Here is a 15,162-nt window from a genome sequence, read left to right on the forward strand (position 1 = left end):
CACAATGAAGCAGGAGGCTTAGCCGCCGAACTTCTTGCGGATCTGCTGGACGGTGCGCAGCTGAGCTGCGGCCTCGGCCAGACGTGCAGCAGCAGCTCCGTAATCGAAGTCTGCGCCTTTTTCGTTCAGGGCCTTCTCAGCAGCCTTAACGGCTTCCTGAGCGGAGGCTTCATCCAGGTCGGCAGCACGTTGCACGGTGTCGGCAAGAACCTTGACCATGTTCGGCTGAACCTCGAGGTAACCACCGGAGATGTAAAACACCTCGGCTTCCCCACCCTGTTTGATCAGGCGGATCGGACCTGGTTTGAGTTCAGTGATCAGCGGAGCGTGACCCAGAGCGATACCAAGATCACCCAGGCTGCCGTGCGCAATCACCATCTCAACCAGACCGGAAAAGATTTCTCCTTCCGCGCTGACGATATCGCAATGGACTGTCATATTAGCCATCTGATTGCCTCAACCTGATTAGCGCCCGTTTCCGGGCGCCCGAATTACAGTTTCTTGGCTTTCTCGATCGCTTCTTCGATGCCGCCGACCATGTAGAACGCTTGTTCTGGCAGGTGGTCGTAGTCACCGTTGAGGATGCCTTTGAAGCCAGCAATGGTGTCTTTCAGGGAAACGTATTTACCCGAAGCGCCAGTGAAGACTTCAGCCACGAAGAACGGCTGAGACAAGAAACGCTGGATCTTACGAGCGCGAGATACCAACTGCTTGTCGGTTTCCGACAGCTCGTCCATACCCAGGATCGCAATGATGTCCTTCAGTTCTTTGTAACGCTGCAACACGTACTGAACGCCGCGAGCGGTGTCGTAGTGTTCCTGGCCGATTACGTTCGGATCCAGCTGGCGCGAAGTCGAGTCCAGTGGATCTACCGCTGGGTAGATACCCAGAGAGGCGATGTCACGAGACAGTACAACGGTGGCGTCCAAGTGGGCGAAAGTGGTCGCAGGCGACGGGTCAGTCAAGTCATCCGCAGGTACGTATACCGCTTGGATCGAAGTGATCGAACCGTTTTTGGTCGAAGTGATGCGCTCTTGCAGAGTACCCATCTCTTCAGCCAGAGTCGGCTGGTAACCTACTGCAGAAGGCATACGGCCCAGCAGTGCGGATACTTCAGTACCGGCCAAGGTGTAACGGTAGATGTTGTCAACGAACAACAGTACGTCGTTACCTTCGTCACGGAACTTCTCGGCCATGGTCAGGCCAGTCAGTGCTACGCGCAGACGGTTACCCGGCGGCTCGTTCATCTGACCGTAAACCAGTGCCACTTTGTCCAGTACGCTGGAATCCTTCATCTCGTGGTAGAAGTCGTTACCCTCACGGGTACGCTCGCCCACACCAGCAAACACAGAGTAACCGCTGTGTTCCATGGCGATGTTACGGATCAGTTCCATCATGTTTACGGTTTTGCCTACACCGGCACCACCGAACAGACCAACCTTACCGCCTTTTGCAAACGGGCAGATAAGGTCGATAACCTTGATGCCTGTTTCCAGAAGGTCGTTGCCGCCTGCTTGTTCAGCGAAGGACGGTGCTGGGCGGTGAATGCCCCAACGCTCTTCGGTGTCAATCGGGCCAGCTTCGTCGATCGGGTTGCCCAGAACGTCCATGATCCGGCCCAGAGTCGCTTTACCGACTGGAACGGAGATGGCTGCGCCAGAGTCAGTGACTTCCAGACCGCGCTTCAAGCCCTCGGTGGAACCCATCGCAATGGTACGAACCACGCCGTCGCCCAGCTGCTGCTGAACTTCCAGAGTGGTTCCGGCCGCGCTTTGTACTTTCAGCGCGTTGTAGATGCTCGGTACGTTTTCGCGTGGAAATTCCACGTCGATCACGGCGCCGATGATTTGAACGATACGTCCGCTACTCATAGCTGGATCCTCTGAATATTTGAACCGTTAAACCGCGGCAGCGCCGCCGACGATTTCCGAGATCTCTTGGGTGATCGCAGCCTGACGCGCCTTGTTGTAGATCAGCTGCAAATCGCTGATCAAATCACCGGCGTTGTCAGTGGCGTTCTTCATTGCGATCATCCGCGCAGCTTGTTCAGCTGCACTGTTCTCGACCACCGCCTGGTACACCTGCGACTCCACGTAACGCACCATCAAGCCGTCTAGCAGCTCTTTGGCATCCGGTTCGTAGAGATAGTCCCAGTGGTGCTTGAGTTCTTGATCCGGGGTCGCCACCAGTGGAATCAACTGCTCCACAGTAGGCTGTTGCGTCATGGTGTTGATGAACTTGTTGGATACCACGGACAGGCGGTCAATACGGCCTTCCAGGTAAGCATCCAGCATCACCTTAACGCTGCCGATCAAGTCATTGATCGACGGTTCTTCACCCAGATGGCTGATTGCAGCTACGACGTTACCGCCAAAGTTACGGAAAAAAGCCGCACCTTTGCTGCCGACCACGCACAGATCAATCTCGACGCCGTTTTCGCGGTTTACCGCCATGTCCTTGACCAAAGCCTTGAACAGGTTGGTATTCAAACCACCGCACAAACCACGGTCACTGCTCACAACCACATAACCTACACGCTTAACTTCGCGGTCGATCATGAAAGGGTGGCGGTATTCCGGGTTGGCGTTGGCCAAATGCCCAATAACCTGGCGGATGCGCTCCGCATAAGGACGGCTAGCAGCCATGCGCATTTGTGCCTTGCGCATTTTGCTGACCGCCACTTTTTCCATGGCGCTGGTAATTTTTTGCGTGCTTTTGATGCTCGCAATCTTACTGCGAATCTCTTTTGCGCCTGCCATGTAACACCTATCAGGTTAGCAAGCGGGAGCCTTGCGACTCCCGCTGCGGCTTACCAGGTTTGGGTGGCCTTGAACTTCTCGATACCGGCTTTGATGCCAGAATCGATGTCGTCATTGAAGTCACCTTTAACGTTGATCTTCGCCATAAGCTCGGCGTGATCGCGGTTGAAGTAAGCAATCAGCGCTTGTTCAAAGCTACCGACCTTGGTGATTTCGACGTCAGTCAGGAACCCACGCTCAGCGGCATACAGCGACAGCGCCATGTCAGCGATCGACATTGGTGCGTATTGCTTCTGCTTCATCAGCTCGGTAACGCGCTGACCATGCTCAAGTTGCTTACGGGTCGCTTCGTCCAGGTCAGAAGCGAACTGGGCGAATGCCGCCAGTTCACGGTACTGAGCCAGAGCGGTACGGATACCACCAGACAGCTTCTTGATGATCTTGGTCTGAGCGGCACCACCCACACGGGATACCGAAACACCGGCGTTCACAGCAGGACGGATCCCGGAGTTGAACATGGCCGATTCCAGGAAGATCTGACCGTCAGTGATGGAAATCACGTTGGTCGGAACGAACGCGGAAACGTCGCCAGCCTGGGTTTCGATGATCGGCAGTGCGGTCAGGGAGCCGGTTTTGCCGGTCACTGCGCCGTTGGTGAACTTCTCTACGTACTCTTCCGAAACGCGGGATGCGCGCTCCAGCAGACGGGAGTGGAGATAGAACACGTCGCCTGGGTAAGCTTCACGGCCTGGTGGACGGCGCAGCAGCAGGGAAATCTGGCGGTAAGCCACTGCTTGCTTGGACAGATCGTCATAAACGATCAGCGCGTCTTCACCGCGGTCGCGGAAGTATTCGCCCATGGTGCAACCGGAGTACGGTGCCAGGAACTGCAGCGCTGCGGATTCGGAAGCACTGGCAGCAACGACGATGGTGTTAGCCAACGCGCCGTTTTCTTCCAGCTTGCGAACCACGTTAGCGATAGTCGATTGCTTCTGACCGATCGCTACGTATACACAGAAAATGCCGCTGTCTTTCTGGTTGATGATCGCGTCGATCGCCAGAGCGGTTTTACCGATCTGACGGTCACCGATGATCAGCTCACGCTGGCCACGGCCGACAGGAATCATGGCATCGACAGCCTTGTAGCCAGTCTGTACAGGCTGGTCTACCGACTTACGCCAGATCACGCCTGGAGCAACTTTCTCGACCGCATCGGTCTCGGTGTTGTTCAGCGGACCTTTGCCGTCAACTGGGTTACCCAATGCGTCGACAACGCGACCCAGCAGTTCCTTACCAACCGGAACCTCCAGGATGCGGCCAGTGCACTTGGCGCTCATACCTTCAGCCAGAGTCGTGTATGCGCCCAGTACTACGGCACCTACAGAGTCTTGCTCAAGGTTAAGAGCCATACCGAAGACGCTGCCTGGAAACTCGATCATCTCGCCGTACATAACGTCGGCCAGACCGTGAATCCGCACAATGCCGTCAGATACGCTGACGACAGTGCCTTCGTTACGGGCTTGGGAGGTCACATCGAGTTTTTCGATGCGGCCCTTGATAATTTCACTTATTTCGGAAGGATTGAGTTGCTGCATTGCTCTGCTGCCCCTTCAAACTCAAGATTTCAATGCTTCGGCAAGGCTTGCGAGTTTCCCGCGAACCGAGCCATCGATAACCAGGTCGCCGGCGCGGATGATGACACCACCTATAAGGCTGGCATCCTCCGCAACTTGCAGGCGCACTTCCCGGTCGAGTCGTGCACTGAGAACCTTGGCGAGTTTGTCTTGCTGTTCTTGGTTCAATGCAAAAGCACTGGTTACTTCCACGTCTACCGATTTCTCTTGTTCGGCCTTGTACAGGTCAAACAGAGCGGCGATCTCCGGCAAAAGCGGGAGACGGTCGTTTTCGGCAACGACGTTGATGAAGTTCTGCACTTTTACATCGAACTTGTCGCCGCACACGTCAATAAACGTGGCGGCCTTTTCTGCGCTCGTCAGTCGCGGGGCCTTGAGCACGCGCTGCATAGTGTCGTCTTGCGACACTGCTGCAGCCAGGCCGAGCATGGCTGACCAAGAGGCCAGTTGCTGGTGGGCCTGGGCGTGCTCGAAGGCTGCCTTAGCGTAAGGTCGGGCCAACGTGGTCAATTCTGCCATGATCGCCCTCGCTTAAATTTCAGCAGCCAGTTTATTAACCAGCTCCGCGTGCGCGTTTTGATCGATTGTGGCGCCCAGGATCTTTTCAGCGCCTTCAACGGCCAAGCCACCCAATTGGGTGCGCAGCGCGTCTTTAACACTGTTAAGTTCCTGCTCGATCTCGGCCTGAGCCTGAGCCTTCACACGGTCAGCTTCAACGCGAGCCTGTTCACGGGCTTCGTCTACGATCTGAGTACCGCGTTTCTTGGCTTGCTCAATGATTTCAGCTGCTTGAGCCTTAGCTTCGCGCAGTTGTTGACCCGCTTTATCTTGGGCCAACTCCAGGTCGCGAGCTGCTCGGTTAGCAGCGTCCAGTCCAGCCGCAATCTTCTTCTGACGTTCTTGCAATGCCGCGATGACCGGAGGCCACACGAACTTCATGCAAAACAGTACAAAAATGAAGAACGCAACGGACTGGCCAATCAGGGTTGCATTAATGTTCACGCCAACACCTCGCTCGTTCGTTGTCCATCACTCTAATCAACTCGAAAATTCGAGTGATTAGCCAGCGAGTTGACCAACGAAGGGATTAGCGAAGGTGAAGAACAGTGCGATACCAACACCGATCATAGTTACGGCGTCGAGCAGACCGGCAACGATGAACATTTTAACTTGCAGCATTGGAACCATTTCTGGTTGACGCGCTGCGCCTTCCAGGAACTTGCCGCCCAACAGGCCGAAACCAATTGCGGTACCCAGTGCGCCCAGGCCGATCAACAGTGCAACAGCGATAGCGGTTAGACCAACTACAGTTTCCATCTTTCCTCCCGACTTTTACGTCGTATGGTTTAGGTTTTTAGATTAAAGCGGTAAAACAAAATCATTTTGCGACGCCCTCCCGCCGAAGCGAGAGGGGCACCAGACTCGCCGAGACGGGTCTTAGTGGTTCTCTTCGTGTGCCATCGACAAGTAAACGATGGTCAGCATCATGAAGATGAACGCTTGCAAGGTGATGATCAGGATGTGGAATACAGCCCACGCCCATTGCAGCACCACGCCCAGACCGCTAAGCCAAAGCAGGCCGCTGCCGAACATTACGGCGATCAGGATAAATACCAGTTCGCCAGCGTACATGTTGCCGAACAGACGCAGTGCCAGCGAGATAGGCTTGGCAATCAACGTCACGAATTCGAGCAGGAAGTTCACCGGAATCAGCAGCGCTTGAACAAAAATGTTCTTGCTGCCAAACGGGTGCAGGGTCAGTTCGCCGATGAAGCCGCCGATGCCCTTGATTTTGATGCTGTAGAAGATGATCAGCGCGAATACCGACAGGGCCATGCCCAGGGTAGCGTTTGGATCAGTCGTCGGTACGGCACGGAATGGGAAGTGCTCATCGCCTGTGATCAGGATGGCCAACTGAGGAATCCAGTCAACCGGGATCAAGTCGATGGCGTTCATCAGGAACACCCAAACGAAAATCGTCAGCGCCAGCGGTGCAATGACTGCACTGCGACCGTGGAAGCTGTCTTTGACGCTGCCATCAACGAATTCCACCAGCACTTCTACGAAGTTCTGCAGTGCGCCTGGTTGACCGGAAGTCGCCTTCTTGGCCGCCATGCGGAAAATAAGGATAAAGATCAGGCCTACAAACAGCGACCAGCCGAGGGTATCGACGTGGAATGCCCAAAAGCCCATTTCTTTAGCTTGTGCAGCAGTGTGAGCTAAGCCCCAGCCGCCATCAGGTAGCTGACCGAAGGTCAGGTTCTGTAAGTGGTGCTGGATATAGCCCGAAGCGGTTGTTTCTGCCATGGTTGCCTCAAACGCCCTAAGGTCTCGAAAGTGTTGTTCTCATTAGCAGGGGAGCGAACCAGCTGACCAGTTGGGTCAGCACGAAGACGCCGAAAACAGCTAGCGGCGCCAATGGCTTCACACCTGCAAACGTCAGCGCGAACAGCACTGCCGTCAAAATTAATTTGCCTGCCTCGCCAGCGTAAAACGACCGGACGATGGCTTGCGCTGCTCGAGCGCCGGAAAACCGGAAAGCCCTGTGAGCAAAATACACATTAGGTAGCAAAGCAATCAGGCCTCCACAGAGTCCTGAATACCCGGCGACGACTCCATGCCATTGCCAGAGCCCCAGAGCAGCCAGCAATAAAACGACAAATTGAGCCAGTAAAACCGGGAAAACCGCCAAGCGATGGAACGGCAAGCGGTTTGGCGTGCGGGTTTCCATCACATCTGCTCCTCAAAGGTCGGCTGCCAATAGAAAAAACTTGGCATAATTTGTGCCGACAAAATGCGCGCAGAGTATAGGGGCGCTTAAGCCCCTATTCAACTGTCAGGTAGTGATTTCCGACTACGCGCTACATAAGGAAATGTTTCAGCGGATGTGTGCAAGCACACCTTGGAGCTCATCCAGAGAATTGTAACCAATCACTAACTGGCCTTTTCCCTTCTTTCCGTGCCGGATCTGCACCGCAGAGCCTAGCCGCTCGGCCAGACGCTGTTCAAGGCGAGTAATGTCCGGATCAGCTTTAACCGGTTCAGCAGGTTCTTGTTTGCCACTTAACCACTGACGAACCAAGGCCTCGGTCTGACGCACTGTCAGACCGCGTGCGACAACGTGTCGCGCCCCTTCAACCTGTTGATTTTCCGGCAAACCCAGCAATGCCCGTGCATGACCCATTTCCAGGTCACCGTGGGACAACATGGTTTTGATGACTTCCGGCAAGGAAATCAATCGTAACAAATTAGCCACAGAAACTCGGGATTTACCCACTGCATCGGCCACTTGTTGCTGAGTTAACTGAAACTCTTGCTGCAAGCGCTGCAAAGCAATGGCTTCTTCAATCGGATTGAGGTCTTCACGCTGGATGTTTTCGATCAGCGCCATCGCAATCGCCGTTTCATCCGGCACATCACGCACCATCGCCGGGATGGTCTCTTTGCCAGCCTGCTGGCTAGCGCGCCAGCGGCGCTCACCCGCGATGATCTCAAAACGATTACCCGCAATCGGGCGAACCACGATCGGCTGCATGACCCCTTGGGCCTTGATCGAGTTCGCCAACTCTTCGAGTGCTTGCGGGTCCATGTCACGACGAGGCTGGTATTTGCCGCGCTGGATCAGATCCAGCGGCAAATGTTGCAGTTCGCTTTGATCAACCTTGACCGCTTGCTCTTCCAGCGAGCTGACCGTAGGACCACTCAGGAGTGCATCCAGTCCGCGTCCGAGACCTCGTTTCTTGACGGCCATAGGAATTCCTTAAATTGGCTGAGGAGTGCGGGAGGTGCGACGTTGACGACGAACCAACTCGCCCGCCAGGGCAAGGTAAGCAATCGCGCCACGGGAATTTTTGTCATACGCCAATGCAGGCATACCGTAGCTAGGGGCTTCGGCCAGACGAATGTTGCGCGGAATCACGGTGTCGTAAAGCTGTTCGCCAAAGTGCTCCTTGAGCTGGCCCGACACGTCATTCATCAAACTCAGGCGCGGGTCATACATGGTCCGCAGCAAGCCTTCGATCTTCAGGTTTGGGTTCAGCAGTTCAGCGATTCGCTTGATGTTATCCACAAGGTCGCTCAAACCTTCGAGCGCAAAATACTCGCACTGCATGGGGATAATTACCCCATCGGCAGCCACCAACGCGTTCAACGTCAGCATCGACAGCGACGGCGGGCAGTCGATCAGGATGTAATCGTAGCTTTCGCGAACCGGGGCCAACGCTGTACGCAGCCGGCTTTCCTTCATCTGCATTTCGAGCAGCACGACTTCAGCCGCGGTCAGATCGCGGTTAGCGGGCAACAGCTGGTAGCCACCGTGTTCAGAGAAGTGCATGGCCTGGGCCAGATCACATTCACCGATCAGCAGATCGTAAACCGAGTTCTCAAGACCGTGCTTATCCACACCGCTACCCATGGTGGCGTTGCCTTGTGGATCAAGGTCGATCAGCAGCACGCGGCGCTTGGTTGCAACCAGCGATGCTGCGAGGTTGATACAGGTGGTGGTTTTACCCACACCACCCTTTTGGTTCGCTATTGCGAATACCTTAGCCATTCTTGCTTGCGTTCCCAATCATGCCGTGCGGCGCAGTATCAGCAGATGGCGTTGGCCTTGGCAACCTGGAACGGTCAAGGCATGTTCGCCATCTAGACGAAAATCAGACGGCAATGCTACCAGCTCATCAGCCGGATGAACGCCCTTCATTGCCAACCAACGCGTTTCGCTGTCACCCAGGTGGCGCGTCCAATTGGTGAAATTCTCCATGCTGCTGAAAGCTCTGGACACAATTCCATTGAACGCCAACTCGGGTTGATATTCTTCGACACGACTGTGGATAACTTGGAGGTTGTCCAACTTGAGTTCGAGTTTTACCTGGGTCAGAAAACGCGTTTTCTTGCCATTGCTGTCCAGGCAGGTGACCTGGGACTCAGGAAACAGTATCGCCAGCGGAATACCTGGCATACCGCCACCGCTGCCTACATCCAGCCAACGACCGTTTTCCACAAAAGACATCACGCTCAAACTGTCGAGCAAGTGGCGCGAAACCATTTCGTCCGGGTTACGCACAGCCGTGAGGTTGTAAGCCTTGTTCCATTTGATTAACAGGGCCAGATAACCCAGCAATTGTTGGTGCTGGGTTTCAGTCAAATTCACGCCCAATTGGCGTGCACCTGTGGATAACTCTTCGGCGTGTTGTGCAGTGACCAGCGAACTCAAGCGTTTTGCTCCAACTTGCGGCCAGCGCCGCGTTTTTTCAGGTGAATCATCAACAGGGAAATCGCTGCCGGCGTAACACCGGGAATGCGCGAAGCTTGGCCCAGCGTCTCGGGACGCGTAGCACCCAGCTTGCTTTGAATCTCTTTCGACAACCCGGAAATGTTTGTGTAATCGATATCCACAGGCAGTTTGGTGTTTTCGCTAGCCCGCAGACGTGCGATCTCGTCTTGCTGACGGTCGATGTAACCGGCGTACTTGGTTTTGATCTCGACTTGCTCAGCAACCAGAGGATCGGTTGCACCCTCACCCGTCACTTCAATCAAGCCGACGTAGTCGATTTCTGGACGGGTCAGCAGGCTGAGCAAATTGTATTCGTGGGTCAACGGCGTCCCAAATTTGGCAGCCACCGCGTCGCCCTGCTCGGTGCCTGGACGAATCCAGGTTGATTTCAAACGCTGCTCTTCCAGCGCAATGCTTTCTCGCTTGGTACAAAACGCAGCCCAACGGGCGTCATCGACCAAACCAAGCTCGCGACCCTTTTCGGTCAAGCGCATATCGGCGTTGTCTTCACGCAAGATCAGGCGATATTCAGCACGGGAAGTGAACATCCGGTACGGCTCTTGAGTCCCCAGTGTGATCAAGTCGTCAACCAACACACCGATGTACGCCTCATCACGGCGAGGGCACCAGCTTTCCCTGCCTTGTGAAAGCAAGGCAGCGTTGGTGCCTGCGAGTAAACCTTGAGCGCCCGCTTCTTCGTATCCCGTGGTGCCGTTGATTTGCCCAGCAAAGAACAAACCACCAATCACCTTGGTTTCGAGGCTGTATTTCAAGTCTCTCGGATCGAAATAGTCGTATTCGATGGCATAGCCAGGACGCACGATGTGAGCGTTTTCCATCCCGCGTATCGATTGCACGATTTGCAGCTGAACATCGAAAGGTAACGACGTCGAAATACCGTTCGGATAGAGCTCATGGGTGTTCAAGCCTTCTGGCTCGATAAACACCTGATGGCTTTCCTTGTCAGCAAAGCGATGAATTTTGTCTTCAATCGAAGGGCAATAACGCGGGCCAATACCTTCAATCACACCTGAGTACATCGGTGAGCGATCGAGGTTGGACGCAATTATTTCGTGGGTGCGGGCGTTGGTGTGGGTGATCCAGCAACTGACCTGAGCAGGATGCTGCTCCTTGTTGCCCATGAATGACATCACTGGAATCGGCGTATCGCCGGGCTGTTCAGTCATCACTGAGAAGTCAACCGAACGACCATCAATACGCGGCGGAGTCCCGGTTTTCAAACGCCCCACTCGCAGAGGTAATTCACGCAGACGTTGAGCCAGAGCAATCGAGGGAGGATCGCCGGCGCGACCGCCCGAATAGTTCTGCATGCCAATGTGGATAAGTCCGCCCAGGAAAGTACCTGTGGTTAAAACCACAGCATCGGCCATGAAGCGCAGGCCCATTTGGGTGACAACACCCCTTACTTGATCCTGTTCAACAATCAGGTCATCAGCAGCTTGTTGAAATATCCACAGGTTGGGCTGGTTTTCCAGAATTTCGCGCACAGCCGCTTTGTAGAGAATGCGGTCAGCCTGTGCACGAGTTGCCCGTACTGCGGGGCCTTTACGCCCGTTGAGTACGCGGAACTGGATACCGCCTTTATCGGTAGCAATAGCCATCGCGCCGCCGAGGGCGTCGATTTCTTTAACCAGATGGCTTTTACCAATCCCGCCAATTGCAGGATTGCAGCTCATTTGCCCGAGGGTTTCCACGTTGTGGGTCAACAGCAGGGTTTTTACGCCCATGCGTGCTGAAGCAAGTGCAGCCTCGGTTCCGGCGTGACCGCCGCCGATGACGATCACTGCAAAACGGGAAGGGAAATTCACCACGCACCTCGTGCCTGTTACTAGGGGTTTTTAGATAGACCGCAAAGTATAGGGACTTCGCCCTTCTTAAAGAACCCTTTGCACAAAATTTAACCAGCTTGTGGATAAGGCAAGATAGATAAATAAATAGAGAAGAAATTTATAAAGCTTTGTTTTTATGTTTATTTCTACTGAGGCACCTTTCTGTGGATAGATTGCTACACCCCTTTATTTACGCTATGTACAGAGATTCAAAAGTCTGTGGTCATGTGCCAATAAGGGCCGTGAATAAGTGCTTTAAGCCTGTGGGTAAAACAGGCTGTTATCCACAGGGGTGGTTATCTTCAGTTTTCAGGCCTACTTACCCACTGAGCTAAAGGGCAGTTATACACAGACCTTATTCAACGTAAAGCGAGGTTTTAAGCCAATAAACAGGCAGCCGAAAACTGCGCCAGCGAGTCATTCACTGAACGCAGAGCGCGTTTATGCGATGAACGGCCTCGTCAAATGCGCTTACTCAAGCCAATTGAGTGAGCCGCAAGGTGAGAAGTGAAGCCTGTGGGTAATTCCAATGGCGGCCAGAAATCGTTCATCGTGTGAAGTCACGATCAAGGTGCCTGTGTAGTGATTGAGCATTGATTCCAGCGCTTGAATGGAGGGTAAATCCAAGTGATTCGCGGGCTCATCGAGCATCAGCAGTTGGCTCGGTTGTGAGGCATAAAACACACAAGCCATTGCAGCTTTTAACTGCTCTCCCCCACTAAGTTGTTCACAGGGAAGGTGTATCAACCCTGCTCCCAAGCCTAATTGTGCCAATCGTGTTCTTAATTCACCTTCATTCAACTCCCGATTGACGGCGCGTAGCTGATCAAAAATTGATCTTTCAGATTTTAAAAGGGCGAGACGCTGATCCAGAAACGCCATGCTGACGAATGTTTGGCAGTCCCCCGAAACAACGGGCAGTTCACCTGCCAGAACCTTGAGTAAAGTTGACTTCCCACACCCATTAGGCCCCGTCAGCGCAATTCGCTGACCTTTAGTGAGTGTCAGGTTGATTGGTCTGTTGTTCCCAAAAGGCAGGCGAAGATCAGTCAATTGGGCAATAAGTAAGGGTGTGCTCGGGTTGTTTTGAGGCGGGTACACAACGATGGGCTGCTGTTCTTCTACGTGACGCGCAGCGGCTCTTACTTGTTCAGTCAGTACCGCGCGCGCTGTGTCTTGCTGAACACGTAATTTGCCACTGCTGTTCTGGCTTCGCTGCTTTTGCCGGTCGATGAGGATTTTGGCCTGGTTCGCATGGCTTGCTTGCTTGTTGCCTCTGGCTTGTTTGCGTTCTAGCCTCTCTCGTTGCGCGCTTAAGGTGCGTTCTTCACGCTGGCGTTCAACTTTCGCCTGTGTGAGTTGCTGTTGAGCAGCACGTTGCTGCTGCATTTTTTCGTGTGCATAACTCGAATAGCCACCGCTATAGCGACTGATTCCAAGAGACGATAGCTCAACGATGTTCTGCATCTGCTCCAGCAAATTACGGTCGTGGCTGATCACCAGCAAACCACTGGGCCATTGTTTGAGTTGCTGATGCAGGGCGTGGCGGTGTTCGCTGTCCAAGTGATTGGTGGGTTCATCCAGAATCAACAGATCAGCATTGGATAAAAAGGCGCCCATGAGAGCAACGCGCATGGCTTCGCCGCCACTCAAGGCACACGCCGGTGTAGCAAGCGTCAGATGACATAGGTGCTGCAGGGCCAAAGCATCCAGCAACTGCTGGCGGATGTTCCACTGATCACCTACAAGATCGAAGTCAGTTTGTTCGAAGCTGCCCAGCTCTATGCGTTCGAGCGCTTCAATGACGGGTTTCATACCCAGAAGGTCGGCAACGGTATGGGTCGGGTCGGGGCTGACGTGTTGGGCCAGATAAAATACCCGGCCATTACGTAAGCAACGTCCAGACGAAGGGAAGATATCCCCAGCAATCAACCGCGCCAATACACTTTTACCCACACCATTGCGGCCAACCAGCCCGGTGAGGCGCTGATCAAGACGCAAATTGAGGTCAGTGAATAACGGACTGCCATCCGGCAGATGATAAGAAGCGTTTTCCAGCGTCACATAGGTGGCGTGAGTCATATGCACTCCAAAGATGCCCAGAACTGCCCCTGCTGTGAGGGGGATGAGAACTGGCCGCTAACATCGCGGCGGCATCAATTGCGCATTGGACTAACACCTCGTGTGGGAATGTGGATAACCAGCCATAGGCTGCGATGTTTAGAACAACCGCAGCCTATGGCTGTGCAGAGTTCTGTGCTGGTGGGTTATTTACCAATACAGAAACTGGAGAAAATACGTCCCAGCAAGTCATCGGAGCTAAATGCGCCGGTAATCTCGCCAAGTGAATGCTGAGCTTGGCGCAAGTCTTCCGCCAGCAGCTCTCCTGCACCCGCCAAGGTTAATTGCGTGCGTCCGTGTTCAAGGGCTGCGCTGGCGTGACTTAGTGCCTCCAGATGGCGGCGGCGTGCACTGAAGCTGCTTTCCGAGGTTTGTTCGTAGCCCATGCAGGCTTTGAGATGCTCGCGCAGCAATTCCAACCCATTACCGTCATCTGCCGATCGGGCACTCAGACTAATAGTCACATGGCCATCTTCGCTGACTTCCAGACGAATGGCTTCGCCGGTGAGGTCTGCTTTGTTGCGAATCAAGGTCACTTTAGCCGGGTCAGGGCGTTGTTCCAGAAATTCAGGCCATAGCGCAAACGGATCATCCGCTTCTGGGGCTGTCGCGTCGACTACCAACAACACGCGATCAGCTTCGCCAATGGCCTTGAGTGCCCGTTGCACACCTATTTTTTCAACCTGATCGTCGGTATCGCGCAGACCTGCTGTATCGACGACGTGCAGCGGCATGCCATCAATGTGGATATGTTCACGCAACACATCGCGGGTAGTGCCAGCAATTTCAGTCACGATAGCGGCTTCACGTCCGGCCAACGCATTGAGCAAGCTTGATTTGCCCGCATTAGGACGTCCGGCAATGACTACAGTCATACCGTCACGCAGCAATGCACCTTGCCCGGCTTCGCGCATAACAGTGGATAACTCTTCACGAACCTTATCCAGCATGCCGAGTACGTGGCCATCAGCCAGGAAGTCGATTTCCTCCTCCGGGAAATCAATGGCCGCTTCAACGTAGATACGCAAACCGATCAGTTGCTCGGTCAAGTTATGCACACGTTGCGAAAAAGCGCCCTGCAAAGAACGTAATGCGTTACGCGCAGCCTGTGCAGAACTAGCCTCAATCAGGTCGGCAATAGCTTCTGCTTGAGCCAAATCGAGTTTGTCATTTAAAAATGCACGTTCGCTGAACTCCCCCGGCCTCGCCAAGCGGCAACCCAGCTGGATGCAACGCTGTAGCAGCATATCGAGCACGATGGGCCCGCCGTGGCCTTGCAGCTCCAACACGTCTTCGCCGGTAAACGAGTTGGGCCCGGGAAAGTACAGTGCGATGCCTTCGTCCAGTACTTCGCGGTTTTCGCCATAAAACGGGCCGTAGTGGGCGTAACGCGGTTTTAGTTCGCGTTCGGTGAATGCTTGCGCAGCCAAGCCTGCGAGCGGGCCCGAAATACGCACAATACCCACACCACCACGCCCTTGGGCGGTCGCCACTGCGGCGATAGTTTGTGCCGGAACACTCAT

General features: G+C 54.3%; 15 protein-coding genes. All 15 read right to left on the minus strand.

What is annotated here, in order from left to right; all coding sequences use genetic code 11:
• Positions 1 to 18: 18 nt before the first annotated feature.
• Positions 19 to 438 carry a F0F1 ATP synthase subunit epsilon gene (locus ACZRJQ_RS14150; protein WP_371264276.1) on the minus strand — a complete coding sequence of 140 codons (420 nt, stop codon included), beginning with the start codon at positions 436 to 438 and terminating at the stop codon, positions 19 to 21.
• Between the two features lie 53 nt (positions 439 to 491).
• Positions 492 to 1,871, minus strand: coding sequence for a F0F1 ATP synthase subunit beta (atpD, locus tag ACZRJQ_RS14155; protein ID WP_016782877.1), 1,380 nt, complete (start codon positions 1,869 to 1,871; stop codon positions 492 to 494).
• Between the two features lie 27 nt (positions 1,872 to 1,898).
• On the minus strand, positions 1,899 to 2,759 hold the full coding sequence (atpG, locus tag ACZRJQ_RS14160) for a F0F1 ATP synthase subunit gamma (protein ID WP_003438003.1): 861 nt from the start codon (positions 2,757 to 2,759) through the stop codon (positions 1,899 to 1,901).
• Positions 2,760 to 2,809: 50 nt separating this feature from the next.
• A complete protein-coding gene (gene atpA, locus ACZRJQ_RS14165) occupies positions 2,810 to 4,354 on the minus strand; it encodes a F0F1 ATP synthase subunit alpha (protein ID WP_463978959.1) in 1,545 nt (514 codons plus the stop codon).
• 21 nt (positions 4,355 to 4,375) lie between these two features.
• Positions 4,376 to 4,912, minus strand: coding sequence for a F0F1 ATP synthase subunit delta (locus ACZRJQ_RS14170; RefSeq protein ID WP_463978960.1), 537 nt, complete (start codon positions 4,910 to 4,912; stop codon positions 4,376 to 4,378).
• 12 nt (positions 4,913 to 4,924) lie between these two features.
• Positions 4,925 to 5,395 (minus strand): F0F1 ATP synthase subunit B, encoded by a 471-nt coding sequence (locus ACZRJQ_RS14175; RefSeq protein WP_047279006.1) that lies wholly within the window; start codon positions 5,393 to 5,395, stop codon positions 4,925 to 4,927.
• A 57-nt stretch (positions 5,396 to 5,452) separates the two neighbouring features.
• Positions 5,453 to 5,710 carry a F0F1 ATP synthase subunit C gene (gene atpE, locus ACZRJQ_RS14180; RefSeq protein ID WP_002555987.1) on the minus strand — a complete coding sequence of 86 codons (258 nt, stop codon included), beginning with the start codon at positions 5,708 to 5,710 and terminating at the stop codon, positions 5,453 to 5,455.
• Between the two features lie 120 nt (positions 5,711 to 5,830).
• Entirely contained in the window at positions 5,831 to 6,700 is an 870-nt protein-coding gene (gene atpB / locus ACZRJQ_RS14185; RefSeq protein ID WP_463978961.1) for a F0F1 ATP synthase subunit A, read from the minus strand.
• Positions 6,701 to 6,716: 16 nt separating this feature from the next.
• Positions 6,717 to 7,124 (minus strand): F0F1 ATP synthase subunit I, encoded by a 408-nt coding sequence (locus ACZRJQ_RS14190; RefSeq protein ID WP_003437994.1) that lies wholly within the window; start codon positions 7,122 to 7,124, stop codon positions 6,717 to 6,719.
• A gap of 147 nt (positions 7,125 to 7,271) precedes the next feature.
• Positions 7,272 to 8,144: a ParB/RepB/Spo0J family partition protein gene (locus tag ACZRJQ_RS14195; RefSeq protein ID WP_463978962.1), complete on the minus strand. Its 873-nt coding sequence runs from the start codon at positions 8,142 to 8,144 to the stop codon at positions 7,272 to 7,274.
• Between the two features lie 9 nt (positions 8,145 to 8,153).
• Positions 8,154 to 8,945, minus strand: coding sequence for a ParA family protein (locus ACZRJQ_RS14200; RefSeq protein ID WP_463978963.1), 792 nt, complete (start codon positions 8,943 to 8,945; stop codon positions 8,154 to 8,156).
• 18 nt (positions 8,946 to 8,963) lie between these two features.
• Positions 8,964 to 9,608, minus strand: a complete 645-nt coding sequence (gene rsmG, locus ACZRJQ_RS14205) for a 16S rRNA (guanine(527)-N(7))-methyltransferase RsmG (protein WP_463978964.1) — start codon at positions 9,606 to 9,608, stop codon at positions 8,964 to 8,966.
• Positions 9,605 to 11,497 (minus strand): tRNA uridine-5-carboxymethylaminomethyl(34) synthesis enzyme MnmG, encoded by a 1,893-nt coding sequence (gene mnmG / locus ACZRJQ_RS14210; protein ID WP_463978965.1) that lies wholly within the window; start codon positions 11,495 to 11,497, stop codon positions 9,605 to 9,607. The genes rsmG and mnmG overlap by 4 nt, the downstream gene beginning before the upstream one ends.
• A gap of 492 nt (positions 11,498 to 11,989) precedes the next feature.
• Positions 11,990 to 13,600 carry an ABC-F family ATP-binding cassette domain-containing protein gene (locus ACZRJQ_RS14215; protein ID WP_463978966.1) on the minus strand — a complete coding sequence of 537 codons (1,611 nt, stop codon included), beginning with the start codon at positions 13,598 to 13,600 and terminating at the stop codon, positions 11,990 to 11,992.
• A 185-nt stretch (positions 13,601 to 13,785) separates the two neighbouring features.
• Positions 13,786 to 15,162 carry a tRNA uridine-5-carboxymethylaminomethyl(34) synthesis GTPase MnmE gene (gene mnmE, locus ACZRJQ_RS14220; protein WP_463978967.1) on the minus strand — a complete coding sequence of 459 codons (1,377 nt, stop codon included), beginning with the start codon at positions 15,160 to 15,162 and terminating at the stop codon, positions 13,786 to 13,788.

Source organism: Pseudomonas sp. E315 (assembly GCF_055406205.1).

Bases quoted from the DNA above. Each gene is read 5' to 3' on its own strand.
- ACZRJQ_RS14150 (WP_371264276.1), bottom strand. From the start codon at position 438: ATGACAGTCCATTGCGATATCGTCAGCGCGGAAGGAGAAATCTTTTCC.
- atpD (WP_016782877.1), bottom strand. From the start codon at position 1,871: ATGAGTAGCGGACGTATCGTTCAAATCATCGGCGCCGTGATCGACGTG.
- atpG (WP_003438003.1), bottom strand. From the start codon at position 2,759: ATGGCAGGCGCAAAAGAGATTCGCAGTAAGATTGCGAGCATCAAAAGC.
- atpA (WP_463978959.1), bottom strand. From the start codon at position 4,354: ATGCAGCAACTCAATCCTTCCGAAATAAGTGAAATTATCAAGGGCCGC.
- ACZRJQ_RS14170 (WP_463978960.1), bottom strand. From the start codon at position 4,912: ATGGCAGAATTGACCACGTTGGCCCGACCTTACGCTAAGGCAGCCTTC.
- atpE (WP_002555987.1), bottom strand. From the start codon at position 5,710: ATGGAAACTGTAGTTGGTCTAACCGCTATCGCTGTTGCACTGTTGATC.
- atpB (WP_463978961.1), bottom strand. From the start codon at position 6,700: ATGGCAGAAACAACCGCTTCGGGCTATATCCAGCACCACTTACAGAAC.
- ACZRJQ_RS14190 (WP_003437994.1), bottom strand. From the start codon at position 7,124: ATGGAAACCCGCACGCCAAACCGCTTGCCGTTCCATCGCTTGGCGGTT.
- ACZRJQ_RS14195 (WP_463978962.1), bottom strand. From the start codon at position 8,144: ATGGCCGTCAAGAAACGAGGTCTCGGACGCGGACTGGATGCACTCCTG.
- ACZRJQ_RS14200 (WP_463978963.1), bottom strand. From the start codon at position 8,945: ATGGCTAAGGTATTCGCAATAGCGAACCAAAAGGGTGGTGTGGGTAAA.
- ACZRJQ_RS14215 (WP_463978966.1), bottom strand. From the start codon at position 13,600: ATGACTCACGCCACCTATGTGACGCTGGAAAACGCTTCTTATCATCTG.
- mnmE (WP_463978967.1), bottom strand. From the start codon at position 15,162: ATGAGTGTTCCGGCACAAACTATCGCCGCAGTGGCGACCGCCCAAGGG.